This window comes from Gemmobacter fulvus, assembly GCF_018798885.1.
GTDB classification, from domain to species: Bacteria; Pseudomonadota; Alphaproteobacteria; order Rhodobacterales; family Rhodobacteraceae; genus Gemmobacter; species Gemmobacter fulvus.
Genome location: NZ_CP076362.1, coordinates 336,673 through 353,275 on the forward strand (window position 1 = coordinate 336,673; position 16,603 = coordinate 353,275).

14 protein-coding genes are annotated in these 16,603 nt (G+C 59.1%); 7 read left to right on the forward strand and 7 right to left on the reverse strand.

From position 1 onward, the window contains the following. Positions 1 to 19 precede the first annotated feature (19 nt). Together KM031_RS18070 and KM031_RS18075 are read right to left on the reverse strand one after the other, a co-directional pair. Positions 20 to 1,051 carry an NADP-dependent oxidoreductase gene (locus KM031_RS18070; RefSeq protein ID WP_215505123.1) on the reverse strand — a complete coding sequence of 344 codons (1,032 nt, stop codon included), beginning with the start codon at positions 1,049 to 1,051 and terminating at the stop codon, positions 20 to 22. A 21-nt stretch (positions 1,052 to 1,072) separates the two neighbouring features. Next, complete coding sequence (locus KM031_RS18075) at positions 1,073 to 1,894, reverse strand: SDR family NAD(P)-dependent oxidoreductase (protein ID WP_260692181.1); 822 nt, start codon at positions 1,892 to 1,894, stop codon at positions 1,073 to 1,075. A 66-nt stretch (positions 1,895 to 1,960) separates the two neighbouring features. Here KM031_RS18075 and KM031_RS18080 point away from each other — a divergent pair, with 66 nt between their 5' ends. Then, positions 1,961 to 2,512 (forward strand): TetR/AcrR family transcriptional regulator, encoded by a 552-nt coding sequence (locus tag KM031_RS18080; protein ID WP_215505122.1) that lies wholly within the window; start codon positions 1,961 to 1,963, stop codon positions 2,510 to 2,512. Positions 2,513 to 2,582: 70 nt separating this feature from the next. On the opposite strand, the gene KM031_RS18085 is transcribed toward KM031_RS18080, so the two are convergent. Continuing rightward, complete coding sequence (locus tag KM031_RS18085; RefSeq protein WP_215505121.1) at positions 2,583 to 2,963, reverse strand: MerR family transcriptional regulator; 381 nt, start codon at positions 2,961 to 2,963, stop codon at positions 2,583 to 2,585. Between the two features lie 78 nt (positions 2,964 to 3,041). Here KM031_RS18085 and KM031_RS18090 point away from each other — a divergent pair, with 78 nt between their 5' ends. Beyond that, positions 3,042 to 3,842 carry a glutaredoxin family protein gene (locus KM031_RS18090; protein ID WP_215505120.1) on the forward strand — a complete coding sequence of 267 codons (801 nt, stop codon included), beginning with the start codon at positions 3,042 to 3,044 and terminating at the stop codon, positions 3,840 to 3,842. 163 nt (positions 3,843 to 4,005) lie between these two features. Here the strand turns inward: KM031_RS18090 and KM031_RS18095 are convergent, their stop codons facing one another. Beyond that, entirely contained in the window at positions 4,006 to 4,920 is a 915-nt protein-coding gene (locus KM031_RS18095) for a GlxA family transcriptional regulator (protein ID WP_246567056.1), read from the reverse strand. Positions 4,921 to 5,065: 145 nt separating this feature from the next. Between KM031_RS18095 and KM031_RS18100 the strand changes: the two genes are divergently transcribed. Next, positions 5,066 to 5,617, forward strand: a complete 552-nt coding sequence (locus KM031_RS18100; protein ID WP_215505118.1) for a cysteine hydrolase family protein — start codon at positions 5,066 to 5,068, stop codon at positions 5,615 to 5,617. A gap of 51 nt (positions 5,618 to 5,668) precedes the next feature. Here KM031_RS18100 and KM031_RS18105 read toward each other — a convergent pair whose 3' ends face one another. Continuing rightward, positions 5,669 to 6,727, reverse strand: a complete 1,059-nt coding sequence (locus KM031_RS18105; RefSeq protein ID WP_215505117.1) for a right-handed parallel beta-helix repeat-containing protein — start codon at positions 6,725 to 6,727, stop codon at positions 5,669 to 5,671. Between the two features lie 434 nt (positions 6,728 to 7,161). Between KM031_RS18105 and KM031_RS18110 the strand changes: the two genes are divergently transcribed. Next, positions 7,162 to 8,151, forward strand: a complete 990-nt coding sequence (locus KM031_RS18110) for a right-handed parallel beta-helix repeat-containing protein (RefSeq protein WP_215505116.1) — start codon at positions 7,162 to 7,164, stop codon at positions 8,149 to 8,151. Positions 8,152 to 8,603: 452 nt separating this feature from the next. Further along, entirely contained in the window at positions 8,604 to 9,398 is a 795-nt protein-coding gene (locus KM031_RS18115) for a sugar transferase (RefSeq protein WP_215505115.1), read from the forward strand. Here KM031_RS18115 and KM031_RS18120 read toward each other — a convergent pair. Both KM031_RS18120 and asnB read right to left on the reverse strand, forming a co-directional pair. Then, the gene (locus KM031_RS18120; protein WP_215505114.1) at positions 9,385 to 10,557 is read right to left on the reverse strand and encodes a glycosyltransferase family 4 protein; all 1,173 of its coding nucleotides are present in this window, start codon (positions 10,555 to 10,557) and stop codon (positions 9,385 to 9,387) included. The genes KM031_RS18115 and KM031_RS18120 overlap by 14 nt on opposite strands. After that, the gene (asnB, locus tag KM031_RS18125) at positions 10,554 to 12,428 is read right to left on the reverse strand and encodes an asparagine synthase (glutamine-hydrolyzing) (RefSeq protein ID WP_307742832.1); all 1,875 of its coding nucleotides are present in this window, start codon (positions 12,426 to 12,428) and stop codon (positions 10,554 to 10,556) included. Before asnB ends, KM031_RS18120 begins: the two co-directional genes overlap by 4 nt. 165 nt (positions 12,429 to 12,593) lie before the next feature. Here asnB and KM031_RS18130 point away from each other — a divergent pair, with 165 nt between their 5' ends. Then, positions 12,594 to 14,078 carry a lipopolysaccharide biosynthesis protein gene (locus tag KM031_RS18130; protein WP_215505112.1) on the forward strand — a complete coding sequence of 495 codons (1,485 nt, stop codon included), beginning with the start codon at positions 12,594 to 12,596 and terminating at the stop codon, positions 14,076 to 14,078. 34 nt (positions 14,079 to 14,112) lie between these two features. Beyond that, positions 14,113 to 16,566 carry an O-antigen ligase family protein gene (locus KM031_RS18135; RefSeq protein WP_215505111.1) on the forward strand — a complete coding sequence of 818 codons (2,454 nt, stop codon included), beginning with the start codon at positions 14,113 to 14,115 and terminating at the stop codon, positions 16,564 to 16,566. Positions 16,567 to 16,603: the final 37 nt, after the last annotated feature.

A 16,603-nucleotide genomic window follows, 5' to 3' on the forward strand; every position in this document is an offset into this window, starting at 1 on the left:
GGCGGTTTCTCCGCTGTGATCAGGCGATGGGCGTGATGGACGGGCGCGGGGTGGTCAGCGCGACCACGACCTTGCCCTTTGCCCGCCCGGTATCGAGATAGGCAAAGGCGTCGTTGGTCTGGTCGAACGGGAAGATCCGGTCGATCACCGGGCGGATGGCGCCTGCCTCGATCAGCGCGGCCAACTGCGCCAATTGGCCACCATCGGCGCGCATGAACAGAAAGTCATAGCGGATGCCCCGCGCGCGCGCCTTGCGGCGGATGCCAAGGCTGAGCAGCCGCATCACCTGCTGCATCAGCCAGGTCATTCCCTGCCGTCTGGCAAACTCTGGCGTTGGCGGGCCTGAAATCGAGATCAACCGCCCGCCGGGCTTCAACACCCGCAGCGATTTCGCCAGCGTGTCGCCATCCAGCCCGCAGACCACCAGATCATAGCCCGACAGCACGGTCTCGAACGGCTCCTTGCGGTAGTCGAGGGCCAGATCGGCGCCCAAAGCACGCACCATGTCCAGATTGCCGGTGCTGGTGGTGGTGGCCACCGTCGCCCCCAGATGTTTGGCGAGCTGGATGGCGATGCTGCCGAAACCGCCCGATCCGGCGTGGATCAGCACCTTCTGGCCGGGTTGCACGTCGGCCAGTTCCACCAGCGCCTGCCATGCGGTCAGGCCGACAAGGGGGATGCCCGCCGCCTCAGCCATGGTCAGCGTCTGTGGCATCAGCGCGAGGTCGTCATGATCGACCGCAATCCGCTCGGCCAGCGTGCCGATGCGGCCGTCCCTTGGCCGGGCAAATACCGCATCGCCGGGCGCAAAGCCGGTGACGGCAGCGCCGACCGCCTCGACCACCCCGGCCAGATCATGACCAAGGATCAGCGGCAGCTTGTAGGGCAGGATCGGCTTGAACGCCCCATCGCGGATCTTGCTGTCCAGCTGGTTCAAACCCGCCGCATGGATGCGCACCAACACCTCCCGCGGGCCGGGTTGCGGATCGGGATGATCCGTCAGGCGCAATCTGGCCGCTTTGGCATAGGCGTCGAGGACGAAGGCTTTCATCGGATACTCTCGTGGACAGGGTCAGGCGCGGTAGCGGGCCGCGGGTTGGGTATTGCTGAAATCCGGCAGCATGGCCTGCCGCGCGGCCTGATAGGCATCCCACATCGCGGCATCGGACAGCGCGGGAATGGTGATCGCTTCGCCCGCATCGAAACCCGCAAGGGCCGCATCGACCAGATCGTTCACGTCCATCATCGGCGGCAGGGCGGCGGGATCGGCACCCGCGCGCGCCCACAGCTCTGTCCGGGTGGCGGCGGGCAGCACCGCCTGCACGAAGACACCCTTGGGGCCAAGCTCGAACGCCAGCCCCTGCGACAGGAAGATCGCAAAGGCCTTGGTCGCGCCATAGGCCGACATGCCGAATTCCGGCACCAGCCCGACGACCGAAGCGATGTTGATGATGGCGCCCTGCCCCTGGCGGGCAAAGCGGGTGGCGGCAGCATGGGCCAGCCGCGCAAGACTGGTGGTGTTCAACGTGATCAGCCGGGTGATCTCGGCGCTGCTCTGCTCAGCAAAGCTGCCGCTGAGGCCCGCCCCGGCGTTGTTCACCAGAATGCCGATGTCGCCATCTTCGCGCAGCCGGGCTTCGACCCGGGCAATGTCGGCATCCTGTGTCAGATCGGCGGGCAGGATGTCGATGGCAACGCCGGTCTCGGCGCGCAGCCTTGTGGCCAAGGCCTCCATCCGGGCGGTATCGCGGGCGACCAGCACAAGATCGTGCCCGCGCCGGGCGAAACGGTCGGCATAGGTGGCACCAATGCCGGTCGAGGCGCCGGTGATCAGGGTTTTTGCGGGCATAGCGTTGCACTCCGACAGGTTCACATCTACATTCATGACGATCATCATGATTGGTTCCAAATATGATGATCGTCATGAATATGTCAAGCCCTGAGAGGAACGAGGTCGCTGATGAAAGTCTCGCGTGAGCAGATGGTCGAAAACCGCAGCCGGATCCTGGCACAGGCGGCACGGCTGTTTCGGGAGAAAGGGTTCGAGGCGGTCTCGGTGGCCGAGGTGATGAAGGCCGCCGGTCTGACCCATGGCGGCTTTTACGGCCATTTCGCCTCGAAAGATGACCTGATCGCGCAGACCATGGCGCATGCGCTGGCCGGTGAAGAGGCGCAGGCACGCGGGTTTGACGCCTTCCTGTCAGCCTATCTGTCGCCCGCCCACCGCGACGCCCCGGCGACGGGCTGCCCGACCGCCGCCTTCGCATCCGACGCGCGCCGACAGACGCCAGACGCCCGCGCCGCGATGGCCGCAGGGGTCGGGGCACAGATTGCACGGATTGCAGAGTCGCTGGAACAGCAGGGCGCGGCCGATGCCCGCACCGCCGCAATCGGCAGCTGGTCTGCGGCGGTCGGTGCCATGATCCTGGCGCGTGCGGTCGAGGACAAGGCCCTGTCGGATGAGATCCTTGCCCAGACAAAAAACTGGATCACGGCGGCCCTGAACCCCTGACAGAGAGTCTGCTTCCCTTGGGTCAGCTGGGATGACACAGCGCGGATGATCCGCTGGGTGCAGCCTTTGTTCAGACTTCGAAGGCCGCCAGGATCGGGCAGGCGCTTGATGTGCCTGCGGCGCATTCGGACGCCAGCCGTTGCAGACTGTGGCGCGCACGTTGCAACTCGGCGATCTGCTCATCAAGCTTGGCCAGACGCTTCTCGGCCATCTCATGCGCACGGCGGTGATCATGCCCTGCGTCCAGTGCGATCAGTTCGCGGATTTCTTCAAGCGTGAAACCGGCCTGTTGCGCCTTGCGGATAAAACGCAGTCGCCGCAAGTCGTCGTTGCCATAGCGGCGGATGCCGCCAGCACGCTCCGGGGTCTCCAGAAGATCCTTGCGCTGATAGAAACGAATGGTCTCTACACCGACATGACCAGCCTCGGCGAGCTTTCCGATCGTCAGCATTTTTTCCTCTTGATACCGTACTATGGTACGGGACTTATATACATGCCGACCACTCCGAATCAAGGATGAGAAGGGGACATGACAATGTCGGAATCTGCCAAGACCACCCACGCCATGAAAACTGCGCAGCTTTACCGGATGGTGATGCCGGACCACAGCTGCCCCTATGGTCTGAAATCGCTGGACCTGCTGAAACGGGCGGGCTACGTGGTCGAGGATCATCACCTGACCACGCGCGCGGAGGTCGATGCCTTCAAGACCGCGCATGGTGTCCCGACCACTCCACAGGTTTTCATCGGCGGCAAACGCGTAGGGGGCCATGACGATCTGCGCCGCTTTCTGGGCAAACCCGTGGTGGACCCGAAGGCGACCAGCTATCGCCCGGTCGTTGCCTTGTTTGCCATGACCCTGTTGATGGCACTTGCCACAAGCGTCGCGGTTTACGGCACGCCATTCACCATCAGGGGGGCTGAGTGGTTCATCGCTTTCAGCATGACGGTTCTGGCACTGCTGAAGCTCCAGAATGTCGAGAGCTTCGCGACCATGTTCCTGAACTACGACCTTCTCGCCAAGCGCTGGGTGCCCTATTCCTACATCTATCCCTTCGCAGAGGGGCTGGCGGGTGTCCTGATGGTTGCCGGGGCTTTGACATGGCTGTCGGTCCCCGTCGCGCTGTTCATCGGCACCATCGGCGCGGCCTCGGTGGTCAAGGCAGTCTATGTTGACCGCCGCGAACTGAAGTGTGCCTGTGTCGGCGGCTCAAGCAATGTTCCCCTCGGCTTCCTCTCGCTGACCGAAAACCTGATGATGATCGCCATGGCGGTCTGGATGGCACTTGCCGCTTTCGGCCTGCTGCCCGTCTGGGCGCACGGGATGTAGTCCCGTCAACCCTCTTGCCCTCTACAAGACCCATGCCATGGGCACAGACAGCCTGCTTCGCTACCGGCGGGGCGGGCACTCGGCCTTCTCTTGTCCAATGCGTCCGATGACTGAGGCGGAGCTTCATCGGGCGCGGGGGGCAAGGCCTGTCAAAATGATCGCCTCAGGTGTGAAACCGCCGCCTGTATTCGCCCGGTGACAGGCCGACGATCCGCAAAAAGACTTTTCGGAATGCGCCGGGGTCGGAATAGCCGACCTCCCATGCGATGCGCTCGATGGGGTGCTGCCCGAATTGCAGCAACTCCTGCGCCTTCGCCACACGCAGCCGTTGGGCGTAATCTGTTGCGGTCAGTCCGGTGGCCTTCTGAAACCGCCGCAGGAAGGTGCGCTCTTCCAACCCCGCCCTTTCGGCAAGGGCACAGAGCCGTGCCTCGCGCCCCTCACTTGCATGCAGAACATGCTGGGCTTTCAGGATTGCAGTATCCCCATGGGTCAGCCGTGGCACGAAAGCACTGTAATACCGCTGTTCGCGCCCCGGCAGGTCGACCAGCATCATCCGGGCGGTGGCAGCCATTGCAACCGGACCCAGAAACCGTTCAACAAGTTTCAGGCCCAGATCGGACCAGGACATCAACCCACCTGCCGAGAGTATGTCACCGCCATCAATGATCAGCCGATCCGTATCGACCTGCGCTGCGGGAAACCGGTCCCGCAAGGCCTGCGCATGGGTCCAGTGGGTTGTCAGCGCGCGCCCTGCCAGCAGCCCGGTTTCCCCGAGAAGGAACGCGCCCGCGCAGATCGATGCCAGCGCGGCGCCCTCGGCGTGGCGCGCCCGCAACCATCTTGCGAAGGGGGCGGCGCTTTCCCGGTCCATCGGTGGCAACAGCGAGGGCGGCAGGATCAACACGTCATGGCGGCTGGCCTCCCCGGGTGCCGGATCACTGGAGAAAACGCCGCGGGCAACGCCGTGTTCAAGGCTCAGATGTCGCACGCACAGGCGGGGGACGACTGAGGTTGGCTGTTCGGCGATCCCATCAGCAATCAGAAACAGATCGGTCAGCCCCAGTACAGCTGACATCTGGGCACCGGGATAAAGCAGGATTCCGATCTCTGCCACCATTGTCGATATTGCCCCTATCTCTGTCGATTTCGCCAATAGCAGCGATCTGCACCTGCGCCGATATTCCTTTCAAGCTGGAACTGACACCGGAAGGAAATCTCTCATGTCGAAACGCGCCATTCTGGTCGTTGACCTGCAAAACGAATACTGGCCCAGCGGAAACTTCGCGCTTCAAGGAATAGAAACCGCCGCAGCCAATGCCGCACGCGTCATGGCGCATGGTCGCGCCATGGGGGATCTGGTGGTCAGCATCCGCCATGAAATGCCCGGTGGACCAATCTTCGTACCAGGCACCGACGGGGCGAGGATCCATGACACCGTCCTGCCGCAAGCCGACGAACCGCTTATCACCAAGAACTTCCCCAATTCCTTCCGCAACACCGGGCTGAAGGATCTGCTTGATGGGCACGGAGTCGCGGAGGTGATTGTCATCGGTGCCATGAGCCATATGTGCGTGGATGCCACCACCCGCGCCGCCAATGACTTCGGTTACAAGACCGTAACTATCCATGATGCCTGCGCCACCCGCGATCTGGAGTTTGCCGACGTGACCACCCCCGCCGCGCAGGTCCATGCCGCGCTGATGGCGGCGCTGGCCTTCGGCTATGGTGAGGTCATCAGCACGGACGCATTCCTGCACAGACCACGCCACTGAACCGCGCCGGGCTTTCAGACGACTGAGCCACGTCCCGGAGCGCGGACAGGATCAGCTGCTCGCCGTACCGCTTGGGGGTACAAGCCAGCTTGCGGGCTGTACTTTGTTGGGTGCAATGATGCTGTCATGTAACCCGGTATTCAGGCCATAGGTGCCGTAATATACGTCTTCGACACCGATCATGGTATTGCTGACCACAGTAATGCCGCTGGATGCCATTTTATAGCGTGTAACCTCATTCGCAATCAGAACACCTGCGGGCGGGCGCTTGTGGCGAAAGAAGGTCTTGTTCCCTGTCGACCCGATCGTATTGGCCTGAACATAGGATTTCGGAGCATTGTCCAGATAGATGTTCACGCTGAAATTGTCATAAACAACATTGCCATGTACTTTGACATTGCTTGACGACAACACGCCGATGCCCTCGCCATGGTTTTCATACACACGGTTTGCGCGCACGATGCTTTGATCCGAAACGGCAATGGCGATTCCAATCGGCCAACCGGAGTTTCGATTGCGTGCCCGGTTCATCCGGCAATTGTCGCGCACTATGTTGTATTCCACAACATTCTTGCCCGATCCGCCGCGACGGTCATGCCCGACCCAGATCCCTGCCCCCTGGCTGCCAACGACGACATTCTTTCGCACAACGGTATGGAAGGTTCCCCAGAGCCCGATCCCGGTGCGCGAGGCGTTCCGAACCTCAAACCCTTCAAAAATGATATGATCGCCGCCAATGTCGACCAAGGTGTCAACTTTGGTTCGGCTGCCATCAATGACCGCTCCGCGCTCGCCCTTGATGACGATGGGCGCGCCCAACCTGCCGCTTGTGTTGATCTTTACCTTCTCGCTGTAAACGCCGCGACGCACGAGAACCGTGTCCCCCGGACGGGCACTTTTGGCGGCATGGCTAATCGAATTGAACGGAGCAGTGATGCTGCCGGAGCCAGCGGTACTTGAAGCATCGACATACAAGGTGCGCGCCACGGATGGGCACGCCAGGATGGGCAGGAAGACCAGCGCCAGGAAGGCGTGCTTGAAGGATCCAAAGCAAACGAAGAGCACCTGCGCACATAGCTGTGCGAGAGTGCCGGTGCGGCCGCTCGTCATCGGTAAACTCCTGTATACTGCTTGCAGCTTTTGACTGTCTTGGCTCAACAATGCCCCAAAACTCGGGCGCAAACGTGTCAAAATCGGGAACAAGCGGCAGCGGAATCTTCCTGCAGACGAATTGTTGCATCTCGGTAACGGCAGGCCCGGGCATATCCCGGTGACAGGCCGCCAGAACGCCGATCCAACCCCGGCGAACCCGCGCAATCGTACCGGCGCGCTGATTTCATATTCCCCTTTGGGTGTCTATCGAATGATGCCGTACCCTTGTCACACCGGCAAAGGACCGCGCATAGGGCATGCTGAGATCAACGAAGGTCAGGCCAAGTGCCTTGCCACAATGCTGGCTAAACGCAATTTCCGCATATAGGCTGACACTGAGCGCGGGTTGCCCAGTCGGGCCCAGCCCCCGCTTTTGTCGAGGAGGAGAACCGGTGTATTGCCGCTCACTTATCGTGCTCGCCGCCATGGCCGGGCTTTGGCCGAACCTGCTGGTGGCACGGTCCTACTATGTATCCACCTCGGGAAACGACCAGTGGCCGGGCACGATCGAGAAGCCCTTCGCAAGCCTGAGCTTCCAGGCCGGTCGTCTTGCACCTGGGGCGGATGTGATCGTGATGGAAGGCACCTATCTGGGGCCGGTTCGCATTGATTTGGCAGGAACAGCCGCTAAACCGATCAGTATCAGTGCTGCAAAAGGTGCAACGGTCATCATAGACGGAAGCAAGACAGACGCCGAAACAGACCTAGTTGTCATTTCCGGCAAACATGTGGTTTTCGAAGGGTTTGAAGTCCGGAATGCGCAAGGCTCGGGAATTACATTGTGGGGCACAGAGCATGTAACCGTTCGCAACAATACAGTGCATGCCAGCCACAAAACAGGAATTTGGGTTGGCCATGAAACACGCGGCGTTTCGCAGAACAATCTTGTCGAATTCAATGTCGTTTATGGCAACGTGCTGGAAAACAAACAGCGCGACATGGAGCGTCTCTGGGCATCCGGTATCGAAATCTCTGCCTCTGACAACTCAATCGTCAGACGCAACAAGACTTACAAGAACTATGGAGAGGGCATCAGCGTCATGTCGTCCATAGAAGGGCTTGTTGAAGAGAACCTTTTTTACGACAATTACAGCGTCAATATTTATCTTGACAATGCGCAAGACATAAGAGTGCTAAAGAATACTGCCGGGACTTCCGCAGATGCCGCTTTTTATCGCGATGGCGAACCAGCCTATGCAGCCTCCATAGGAGACAAAGAGGCCCCGATCGTCTTGCCGTCGAAGGGCAATATCATTGCGGATAACCGATGGGTGGGTGGCCGCGGTGTATTTATTGAACCGGACCTCATCCCCGGGGGTGTACTTCTGGAGACAGGTCCGCCAAACAGAAGCCAACCTGGCTTGATCCGACTCGAGAACTAAGGGGAATGTCTGGCAAAGCGCGATGTCGCGTTCACATGCCGCATCGTAGGGCTTGCTGGCTTTGCGGCACCGCCGCAATCTCAGGTGGCCTGACGGCGCAAGCACTTCACAAAAGGACCTTTTCATATATCTGAAGTGCGGGATTAACGTCTTTGGCGCGGAATCAAACGTCGATTCGCACCGGCATCAAATCGTAAAGCGCGCTCTGGACGCCACACTAATACGTTAACGATTTTCCACCTTAGATTGAACATATAGAATTTAAGTCATGTCAGGGCTGCAACATTTTCTCGCTTTTTCACAATTTCAAAGTGAATCTGCAATGTTACTTGACTCAGACCCAGCCAAGGCAGCCAGTTAATGCTCAGTTGAATGCAGGATCGCAGTGCGTTGACCGGAGCATTTCAGGGGCCGCTTTCTTGACGCACTCTTTATATTTCAGGGGGGATCTTATGGTCCTTTTCAGTCTGTATCGGGAGCATGTTCTTGAGGTTTCCAGTCTGGTCTTCGGACCAGATCCGATACAATGTACCCCGATGCATCTTGAAGAACAGATTACTTCGACGTCAGCGCAGGATCTATGGAACAAGCCTGCAAAATCGGCTTCAGGAGATAAGTCTTGGCGGCGCAGGACTGTCTATGCGATCTTCGGAAAAAGAGTGCTTGATATCAGCCTGGTCGTTTTGATGCTGCCGATAATTGCAATCCTCCTGATCATCATGTTGCCGATTGTTATACGCGACAATGGGCCGTTTATCTACCGCCACCCGCGTGTCGGGCGCACTGGCAAGATGTTTGACTGCCTGAAGGTTCGCACCATGCGGACAGATTCCGCCGAACAACTCGCCAAGCTTTTGCAATCCGACCCGGAAGCCGCCCGCGAGTGGGCGGAGACCCAAAAACTGCGCAAGGATCCACGCATTACGCGGGCCGGACAGATATTCCGCAAAACCAGCTTGGACGAATTGCCGCAATTATGGAACGTCCTGCGGGGCGAGATGAGTTTGATAGGCCCGCGCCCCGTGACCCTGGAAGAAATCGAGCGATATGGGGATGCACGCAAAGACTATATTTCCGTGCGCCCGGGCATCACAGGGCTATGGCAAATTGCATCCTCGCGTTATGAGATGACCTACGACGAGAGGGTCGCTGTGGATGCGTCCTATGCAAAATCGGTCAGCTTTATTGGCGACATGCGGATTTTTTGGGGCACTGTAATCTGGGCAATGAAGCCTAACGGAATTTAATGGCGGTATTACGGTTTTTTTTGACATATACCAACTCACGGTAAAGCTGTGCAAGCCGTGATGCCGTTACCTCGATACTGTAATTGCTGACCACGACATCACGCGCGTGTTGTGCCGAATAACTTGGCAGGCCTTGCAATGTGGCGATCAGCGCCGACACCAGACCACTGTCGTCATCGACATCAACCAGACACCCCAATCCTTGCGACAAAAGTTCGGGCGCAGCGCCCACTTTGGTGGCTACGCAGGGCAAGCCTGTTGCCAGTGCCTCCAGCATTGCATTTGACAGGCCTTCCGCTTCAGACGGCAGAACAAACACATCCGCAGCGGCATACCAGTCGCACAGGTCAGCTTGTGCCCCGGCGAGGATAATACCTTCGGTCCGGGCAGCGGCCAGAGCGTGGGCAAGACTGCCCGTCCCGGCAACCACAAGCGTCGCCGCAGGGATCACAGACCGCACATGAGGCCAAAGGGCGACAAGGCGATCAATCCGTTTTTCCCGTTCAAGCCGTCCGGCGAACATGGCAATCGGGCCATCGGGAAGACCCAACCCTGCGCGGATGTGTATTTTCCTGTCCGGCTCAACGGGATGAAAACGCGCCAAATCAACGCCATTTGGGATAAAACGGCGTCTTTCGGACGGAACACCATGGTCGGCAAGTTCCGCATCAATTTCGCCGCTGATCACCGAAAAGGCATCGACCCGCTGCAACAGGCGCGACAGACGAAGGCGGCCGATCCGACTGCCCTCAAGGACCGCGATGTCGCCCAGACTGCCGCCGCGCAAAACCTTGGCTGCAACCGCCGTTCCACACATCACTTTATAGGCAATGGCCGTGGTGGTGGGTGATAGCAGTTCATGGGCGTGTACCACGTCTGGCCCAAAGCGGCGCAGCAGGCGCAGCGCTTGCGCGGTGTAACTGAGCGACGCAATCACCCGTGGACCATGAACATCAATACGATGAACCGGAATACCGTTGACCAGACTATAGGGCGGGCTGTCGTCGTGTCGGCGCGTGATGACGGTGGCATCAATGCCCAGATCGGGCAAACGCTGCAATACGGCAGAGAGTTGCTTTTCAGCGCCCCCTGTGAAGGGAATGTAGCGCTGTGTCAGCATGGCCACGCGAATGCGGTCCGGAACGGATTTCGCGCTCATGCCTGCGCCCCGGCGCCATGTTGCCGCAGCCAGGATTCCAGAATGAGAAGGCGCCAGAACTGGTCGCCGTAGTCACGCCTGCCTTCAATATGCTCTGTCAACAAGGCCTCAACGCCGTCAACCCGCCATAGCCTGGATATATTGGTCGACGGAGCCAAAAGCCGTTCACGTACAAACGCCGCGCCAGCGGGGGTGCGGATCCAATCGCCGACGGGCACACCAAAGCCACGCTTGCCACCTTTTGCAACCTCTGCTGGCAAGCGCCGTCTTGCCAACTGGCGCAACATCCGCTTGCCCTGACCCGCACGCAACAACAGGCGGGCGGGCAGTTTTGCCGCGAACTCTGCTACTCTATAGTCTAGAAAAGGGGATCGCGCCTCGGTGGAATATGCCATCGAGGCACGGTCAACCTTTACCAGCACGTCATCCGGCAAGTAATGCGCATAATCGAACATTCTTTGGCGTGAGAGAAGATCCTTGTGCGTCGTACCCGCCCAGGTGCGCCGGACCGAGGGAACAAGGTCACGCGTTGTGTTTTCCTCCATGTGGATCAGCTGACCCAAGGCCGGATCGCGCGCAAGTCCCAGCCCATCAAAGGCCGCACCCAACATGCTGCCCGGCAGCGTTGCCTTGGCAAGACGGTAGGCCTGTTGCGCGGACAGCCGTCTGCGACCCAAAGCCCAGATCATCCCGCGAACGCCATCGGGCAAGGCCATGATCGCGCGATATTTCTGGATCTCGACATAGCGGCGGTAGCCACCGAACGCCTCATCCCCGCCATCCCCTGTCAACAAGACGGTTGCATGCGCGCGCGCGGCTTCGCAGATATACAGCATTGGCAAGGCCGAAGGGTCGCCAAAGGGCTCATCATAGACCATAGCCACCCGGTCTACGCCTGCCAAGTCGCTTTCGGTCAAAGTCAATACCGCAACCCGCATCCCAACGTGTTCTGCAGTTTTGCACGCCAAATCGGATTCATCGTAATCCGCGCGATTGAAACCTGCCACCAGCCCAAGTGGTGCGCCCCCTGATTGCGCCATGTAAGACCCGACCAGACCGCTGTCGATCCCACCAGACAGTAGCAGCGCAACGGGGACATCGCTGCGCATCCGAAGGGCCGTTGCGTCTGCCAAAAGCACATCAAGCTCTTCCAGTAGGGCTTCCTCCTGCCCCATCAGCCGATGATCCGGGGCGATATCAAGCTGCCACCAGCATGTTGCAGCCATCACCGGGGTTTCAAGATCACCTGCGATGTAATGGCCGGGCGGCAGTTTGGTGTAGCCCTTGAATATGCACATATCGCCCGGCACATACCCAAGCGCCATATACTCGACCGCAGCGTCAGGGTCGATCTGCCTGTCTGCATCCGGCCACTGCAAAAGGCCACGCAGTTCGGAGGCAAAGCGTAGTGTCCCTCGGCCAAAGCGCAGATACAGTGGCTTCACGCCAAATCGGTCCCGGGCCAGAAGATAGCTGCGTTTTTTCAGATCCACATAGGCAAAGGCAAACATGCCGTTAAGGCGGTTCAGGGCTTTGGCCCCCTCCCGCATGAGCAGGCGCAAGACCACCTCGGTATCTGTGCCACTCCGAAAGCATTCGCCCTCGGCCTCAAGGGCTTTGCGCAGTTCCAGATAATTATAGACCTCGCCGTTAAAAACCAGAATATGCTGACCGTCTTCTGATCGCATTGGCTGATTACCCTCGGCTGACAAATCCAGAATTGCCAACCTGCGGAACCCCAGCATCCAGTGCTCGCCTCTTGCAAAACCGCTTGCATCAGGCCCGCGGTGCCGGATACTTTCCGAGATACGGTCGATTGCAGACGCATCCTCCAAGCAATGCGGACCGAATTCGCCGAACATTCCACACATGGACAGACTTTCGCTAGGGCCACAGCATTCTTCAGCAGGCTGGGCTACATCTCTCTGAAACGCAATAATTCAAATGACAACGCCCTCTTGTGCGCATCAGCTTGACCTTCGCTCCGGCATGGCATCAGCGCTTGATGGCAAGGCCCTATGCATTGCGCATTCACCATGACAGAGCTGGACCGCATGAGCCGGGCCATACGCAGCGGCGCCATGGTATCATATTTCGGCTTTTTCGCAGGCAAGCTGATCGCGTTTGCAACCATGGTGGTTCTGGCCCGCCTTCTGACGCCAGAAAATTTTGGTCTGGTTGCTATCGGTTTCCTTGTCCTTGCCATAAACGAGGCCTTGACCGAGGCCGGTGCCGGGGCAGTGATCGTCTGGCGCCGCGGCGATCTGAACGTCACAGCCGCTGTGGCGCTGTCGTTATCTCTGGCCTCGGGTGCGGCGATGGCGGGTGTGGTCTATCTGGCAGCCCCCATGTTGTCGATTTTTTTCAAGGCGCCTGACGTATCGGGGGTGATCCGGGCTTTTGCCTTTTGCATATTGCTTGGCAGCCCATCCGCCGTGTTTTCCGGAATTCTTCAGCGTCGGATGGAATTCGGGCGCAGAATCGTCCCGGAAATCGCGAAGGCGGTGACGAAGGCAATCGTCGGCATTCCGATGGCCCTGGCTGGCTTTGGGGTGTGGAGTCTTGTTTACAGCCATATTGCATCCATCGCCATTGGCCTGATTCTGGCGATGTTGCTCAGTGGATGGCGCCCACGCCTGTCGCTCGACCGATCCGAAACAAAAGCCATTTTGCCCTATGCCGTACAGATTGCAGCGATCGGCCTGCTGGGCGTCGCCATCAGAAAACTGGACGTAGCGATCGTTGGTTATCGCTTTCAGACCGAGATGCTGGGCTACTACACGCTGGCCTTTTCACTTGTTGAGCTGGTCGTTCTGGGCATCTGCTGGTCCGCCAGCCAAGCCCTGTTTCCTGCGCTCAGCCAGAGCGTGGATGATGTCGCGCGCCTCAGACAGGTCTTTGCCCGCGGGCTGACGGTGCTGTTGGCGGTCACCCTGCCCGTCGCCGTTGGTATGGCGCTGGTCGCGGAACCCTTTATCCTCTCGGTTTTTGGCAGCAAATGGGCATCTGCCGTGCCATTGATGCAGATCCTTGCATTCTATGCCCTGATCTATTCGACAGGCTTCAATCTAGGTGATATTTACAAGGCAACGGGCCGACCGCAGGTGCTGACATTGATCGGCGCATTTAATCTGGTGCTGGCAGTGCCGATCCTTCTCGCAGGATCCTTGTGGGGGGTGGCTGGTATTGCGGGGGGGCAAGTTTTGGTTGCCTGCGTGATTTCGGCCGTGAACTGGATTGTTGCTGGGCGGCTGATCGGCGTCGGCAGTGATGTCCTTTTTTCATCTTTGCTACGCCCATTCATCGCGACCGTTGGCGGGGCTCTTGGATGTGTGACGGCGGGTTGGGCTGTTCAGGGTAATGTGTCCGAGCCCATGCGCCTTGTGTTGATGTGCCTTGCAGGTGGCCTACCCTATCTGATGTTCCTGGCCCTGCTGATGACCAGAATGTCGCCATACCGGACACGCCCCCCGGCGCAGGATCGGCCATCGGGCGGGGCAGAAACCAAAGGACCGCAATGAGGCGTGGCAAGAGATACGGCGGTGCAATCACAGCATGACATTGGTCACCTTGATCATCTTGTCAGCAGTGATTGCTTGCGGGACCGTGGTTCTGGCCCTGCACTGGCCCATGCTGGCCGTCTGCCTGTTTCTTGGCATCACCTTGACCAACACACCCGCCATTCTTGTCCATGAACACGGGTTGCCATCAATCGGCACACTGCTTGTGCCCACCCTGACGGCCCTTTTGGCCGTCCGAACCCTGTTGCGCCGCGAGAAACCCGTCACCGCACTTCGGTTACTGCCACTGATGGGGCTTTTCTTTGTCGTCATTGCCCTGCGCATTCCCTGGGTCACCAATACTGAGGCCGCAATATCCGTGGCCAGCGAACTGGCCAAAAACCTTGTCATTTTTCTGGTTCTGGTGGGCTTTCTGACCACACCTGAAAGACTCCGCATGACGGCCCGAACGATGTCAGTGACCATCGGCGGTGTCGCTGCCCTTTCCGTCTATCAATACGCCACAGGGCGCTTTGACATAAATTTCTGGGGCTACGCAAACGCCGCTTACCTGCATATCCAGGGCGAAACCCATGGCTGGCGGTTGACCGGACCTTTGCCCGATGCGAACTTCTTCGCTCAACTGCTGCTGACCACGCTGCCCATTCCAATTGCCCTGATGATTTCGGATCAACGATGGGCCATGCGCGCCCTCGCCGCGATCTGCGCCGTTGTCATTCTGGTCAGCATCGTGCTGACCAATTCACGCGGCGCGCTTCTGGGGCTTGTGGTCGTGGCATTTGCCACACTGCTTCTGTCGCACCGCAGGACGTTCATATTACCTGGCTTTTTGGTTGGCATGGCATTGGTCGCACTTGTGGGGCCGATTGCCACTTTCGAGCGCGCCTTCGCCGGGATCGAAACCGCCCGCCTGTTGCTGGGTGACGAAGACATCACGGGCGATCCGGCGGTGATCCAACGGGTGTCGGTGATGCGGGCAGCGTTGCGCATGTTTGCCGACAACCCGTTTCTTGGGGTTGGTCCGGGGCAATTCGCCACACATTATGAAGTCTATGCGCTGCGCTATGCGTTGGACATGACTGCGCCCCCCGCCGCCCACAGCCTGTATCTGGAGATTGCTGCGGAACAAGGCCTTGTCGGTTTGATCCTGTTCATGGGCTTTGTGCTGACGGCTTTGACACTTGCAGCGCGGACATTGCGGCACGGTCACCAAGATCACGCTGCGCCCGACACCTACCTGTTGCGCGCCATCATGCTCTCGGTGATTGGCTATCTTGCCACATCCATTTTTCTGCATGACGCTTACCCAAGGTTTTTCTGGGCGTTCATGGCGCTTTTCATTGCCACTTTGGCAGTAACAGCGGCTGCCTCGGACAAACGCACCCCTCTATCAAGGAGTTCTGACATGCCTGAGCATTCGCAGGAAAGGGCTGTGTCACCTGCCATCCGCCAGCCCCATACGCTCCAGTCGGCGGCGGCGGCGGCACTGCGCAAATCCATGGTTCTTATCCTGCTGGGCGCAATTGCGTTTGGCGGCCTTGCCACCTATCAAACCCTGCAAACCCCGGTGCAATACAGCACGGACTCCAAACTGCTGTATCGGTTCGGTCGTGAATATTTCCCGATCACGCCGACAGAGGTTCGGCGCAATTGGGGTGAAAACATCACAGTGTCACTCGACAATGCGCTGGCCACCGAGTTGCAATTGCTGTCGTCACACAAAGTCGCGGAAATGACGCTCGACAAGCTGGAGAACCCCAGTCTGGCGCTGGAGCAGACGGCGCCTGAAGCGGAGATGACCGATGCAGAACGGGTCACCGCCTTTTCCAAACTGCTGGACATTCGGCGGGTTCAGGGAACCACGATGCTGGGGGTTCGCTTGACATACCCAGACCCCAAAATGGCCGATCAGCTTCTGCAAACCTTTCTGGAATCCTATATGCAACGGCGGGACATGCTGTTCCACGTCGATGCATCTGCCTATTTCAGCAGCCAGCAAGAAAGCCTGAAAGCAAAGGACGAAGCTGTTCAGGCCGAATTGAACAGACTGCGCGTTGAGCGTAGCGCAGTCGAATCTCAGGCTGACGTCACCGAGTGGACGCTGACCCCGAGGCTCGATCACATTCCGGTGGACATGGCGCAGATCACCAGACAACTCTTGTGGCTCGATGGCCTGATAGATCAGCAAGAAAAACGCAGCGAGGTGTTCCGAACACGCCTGATCGCACTGGAAGCCGAGCGGCAGGATTGGGAAATGTCACGCGCTTATACCCAGTTGGTGGGCCCAACGGTGGAGATCGCGGATCGCACACCGGCTGCACGGGTCTCCACCTCCACGCGCTCCATTGCACAGATCCTCTCTGCGGCGATCGCGGGTGCGATCCTGATCTGGGGTGTATTTGCCGCGCATCTTTGGCTGCGCGGTGCAAGAGAGGAGATCTTGTTCCGTCGTGCAAGGGCTGAAGCGAACCGCAAGCCCGATGCGTAACGCGACAGATCCGGCGGATCAGATTACGCCGCCCTGC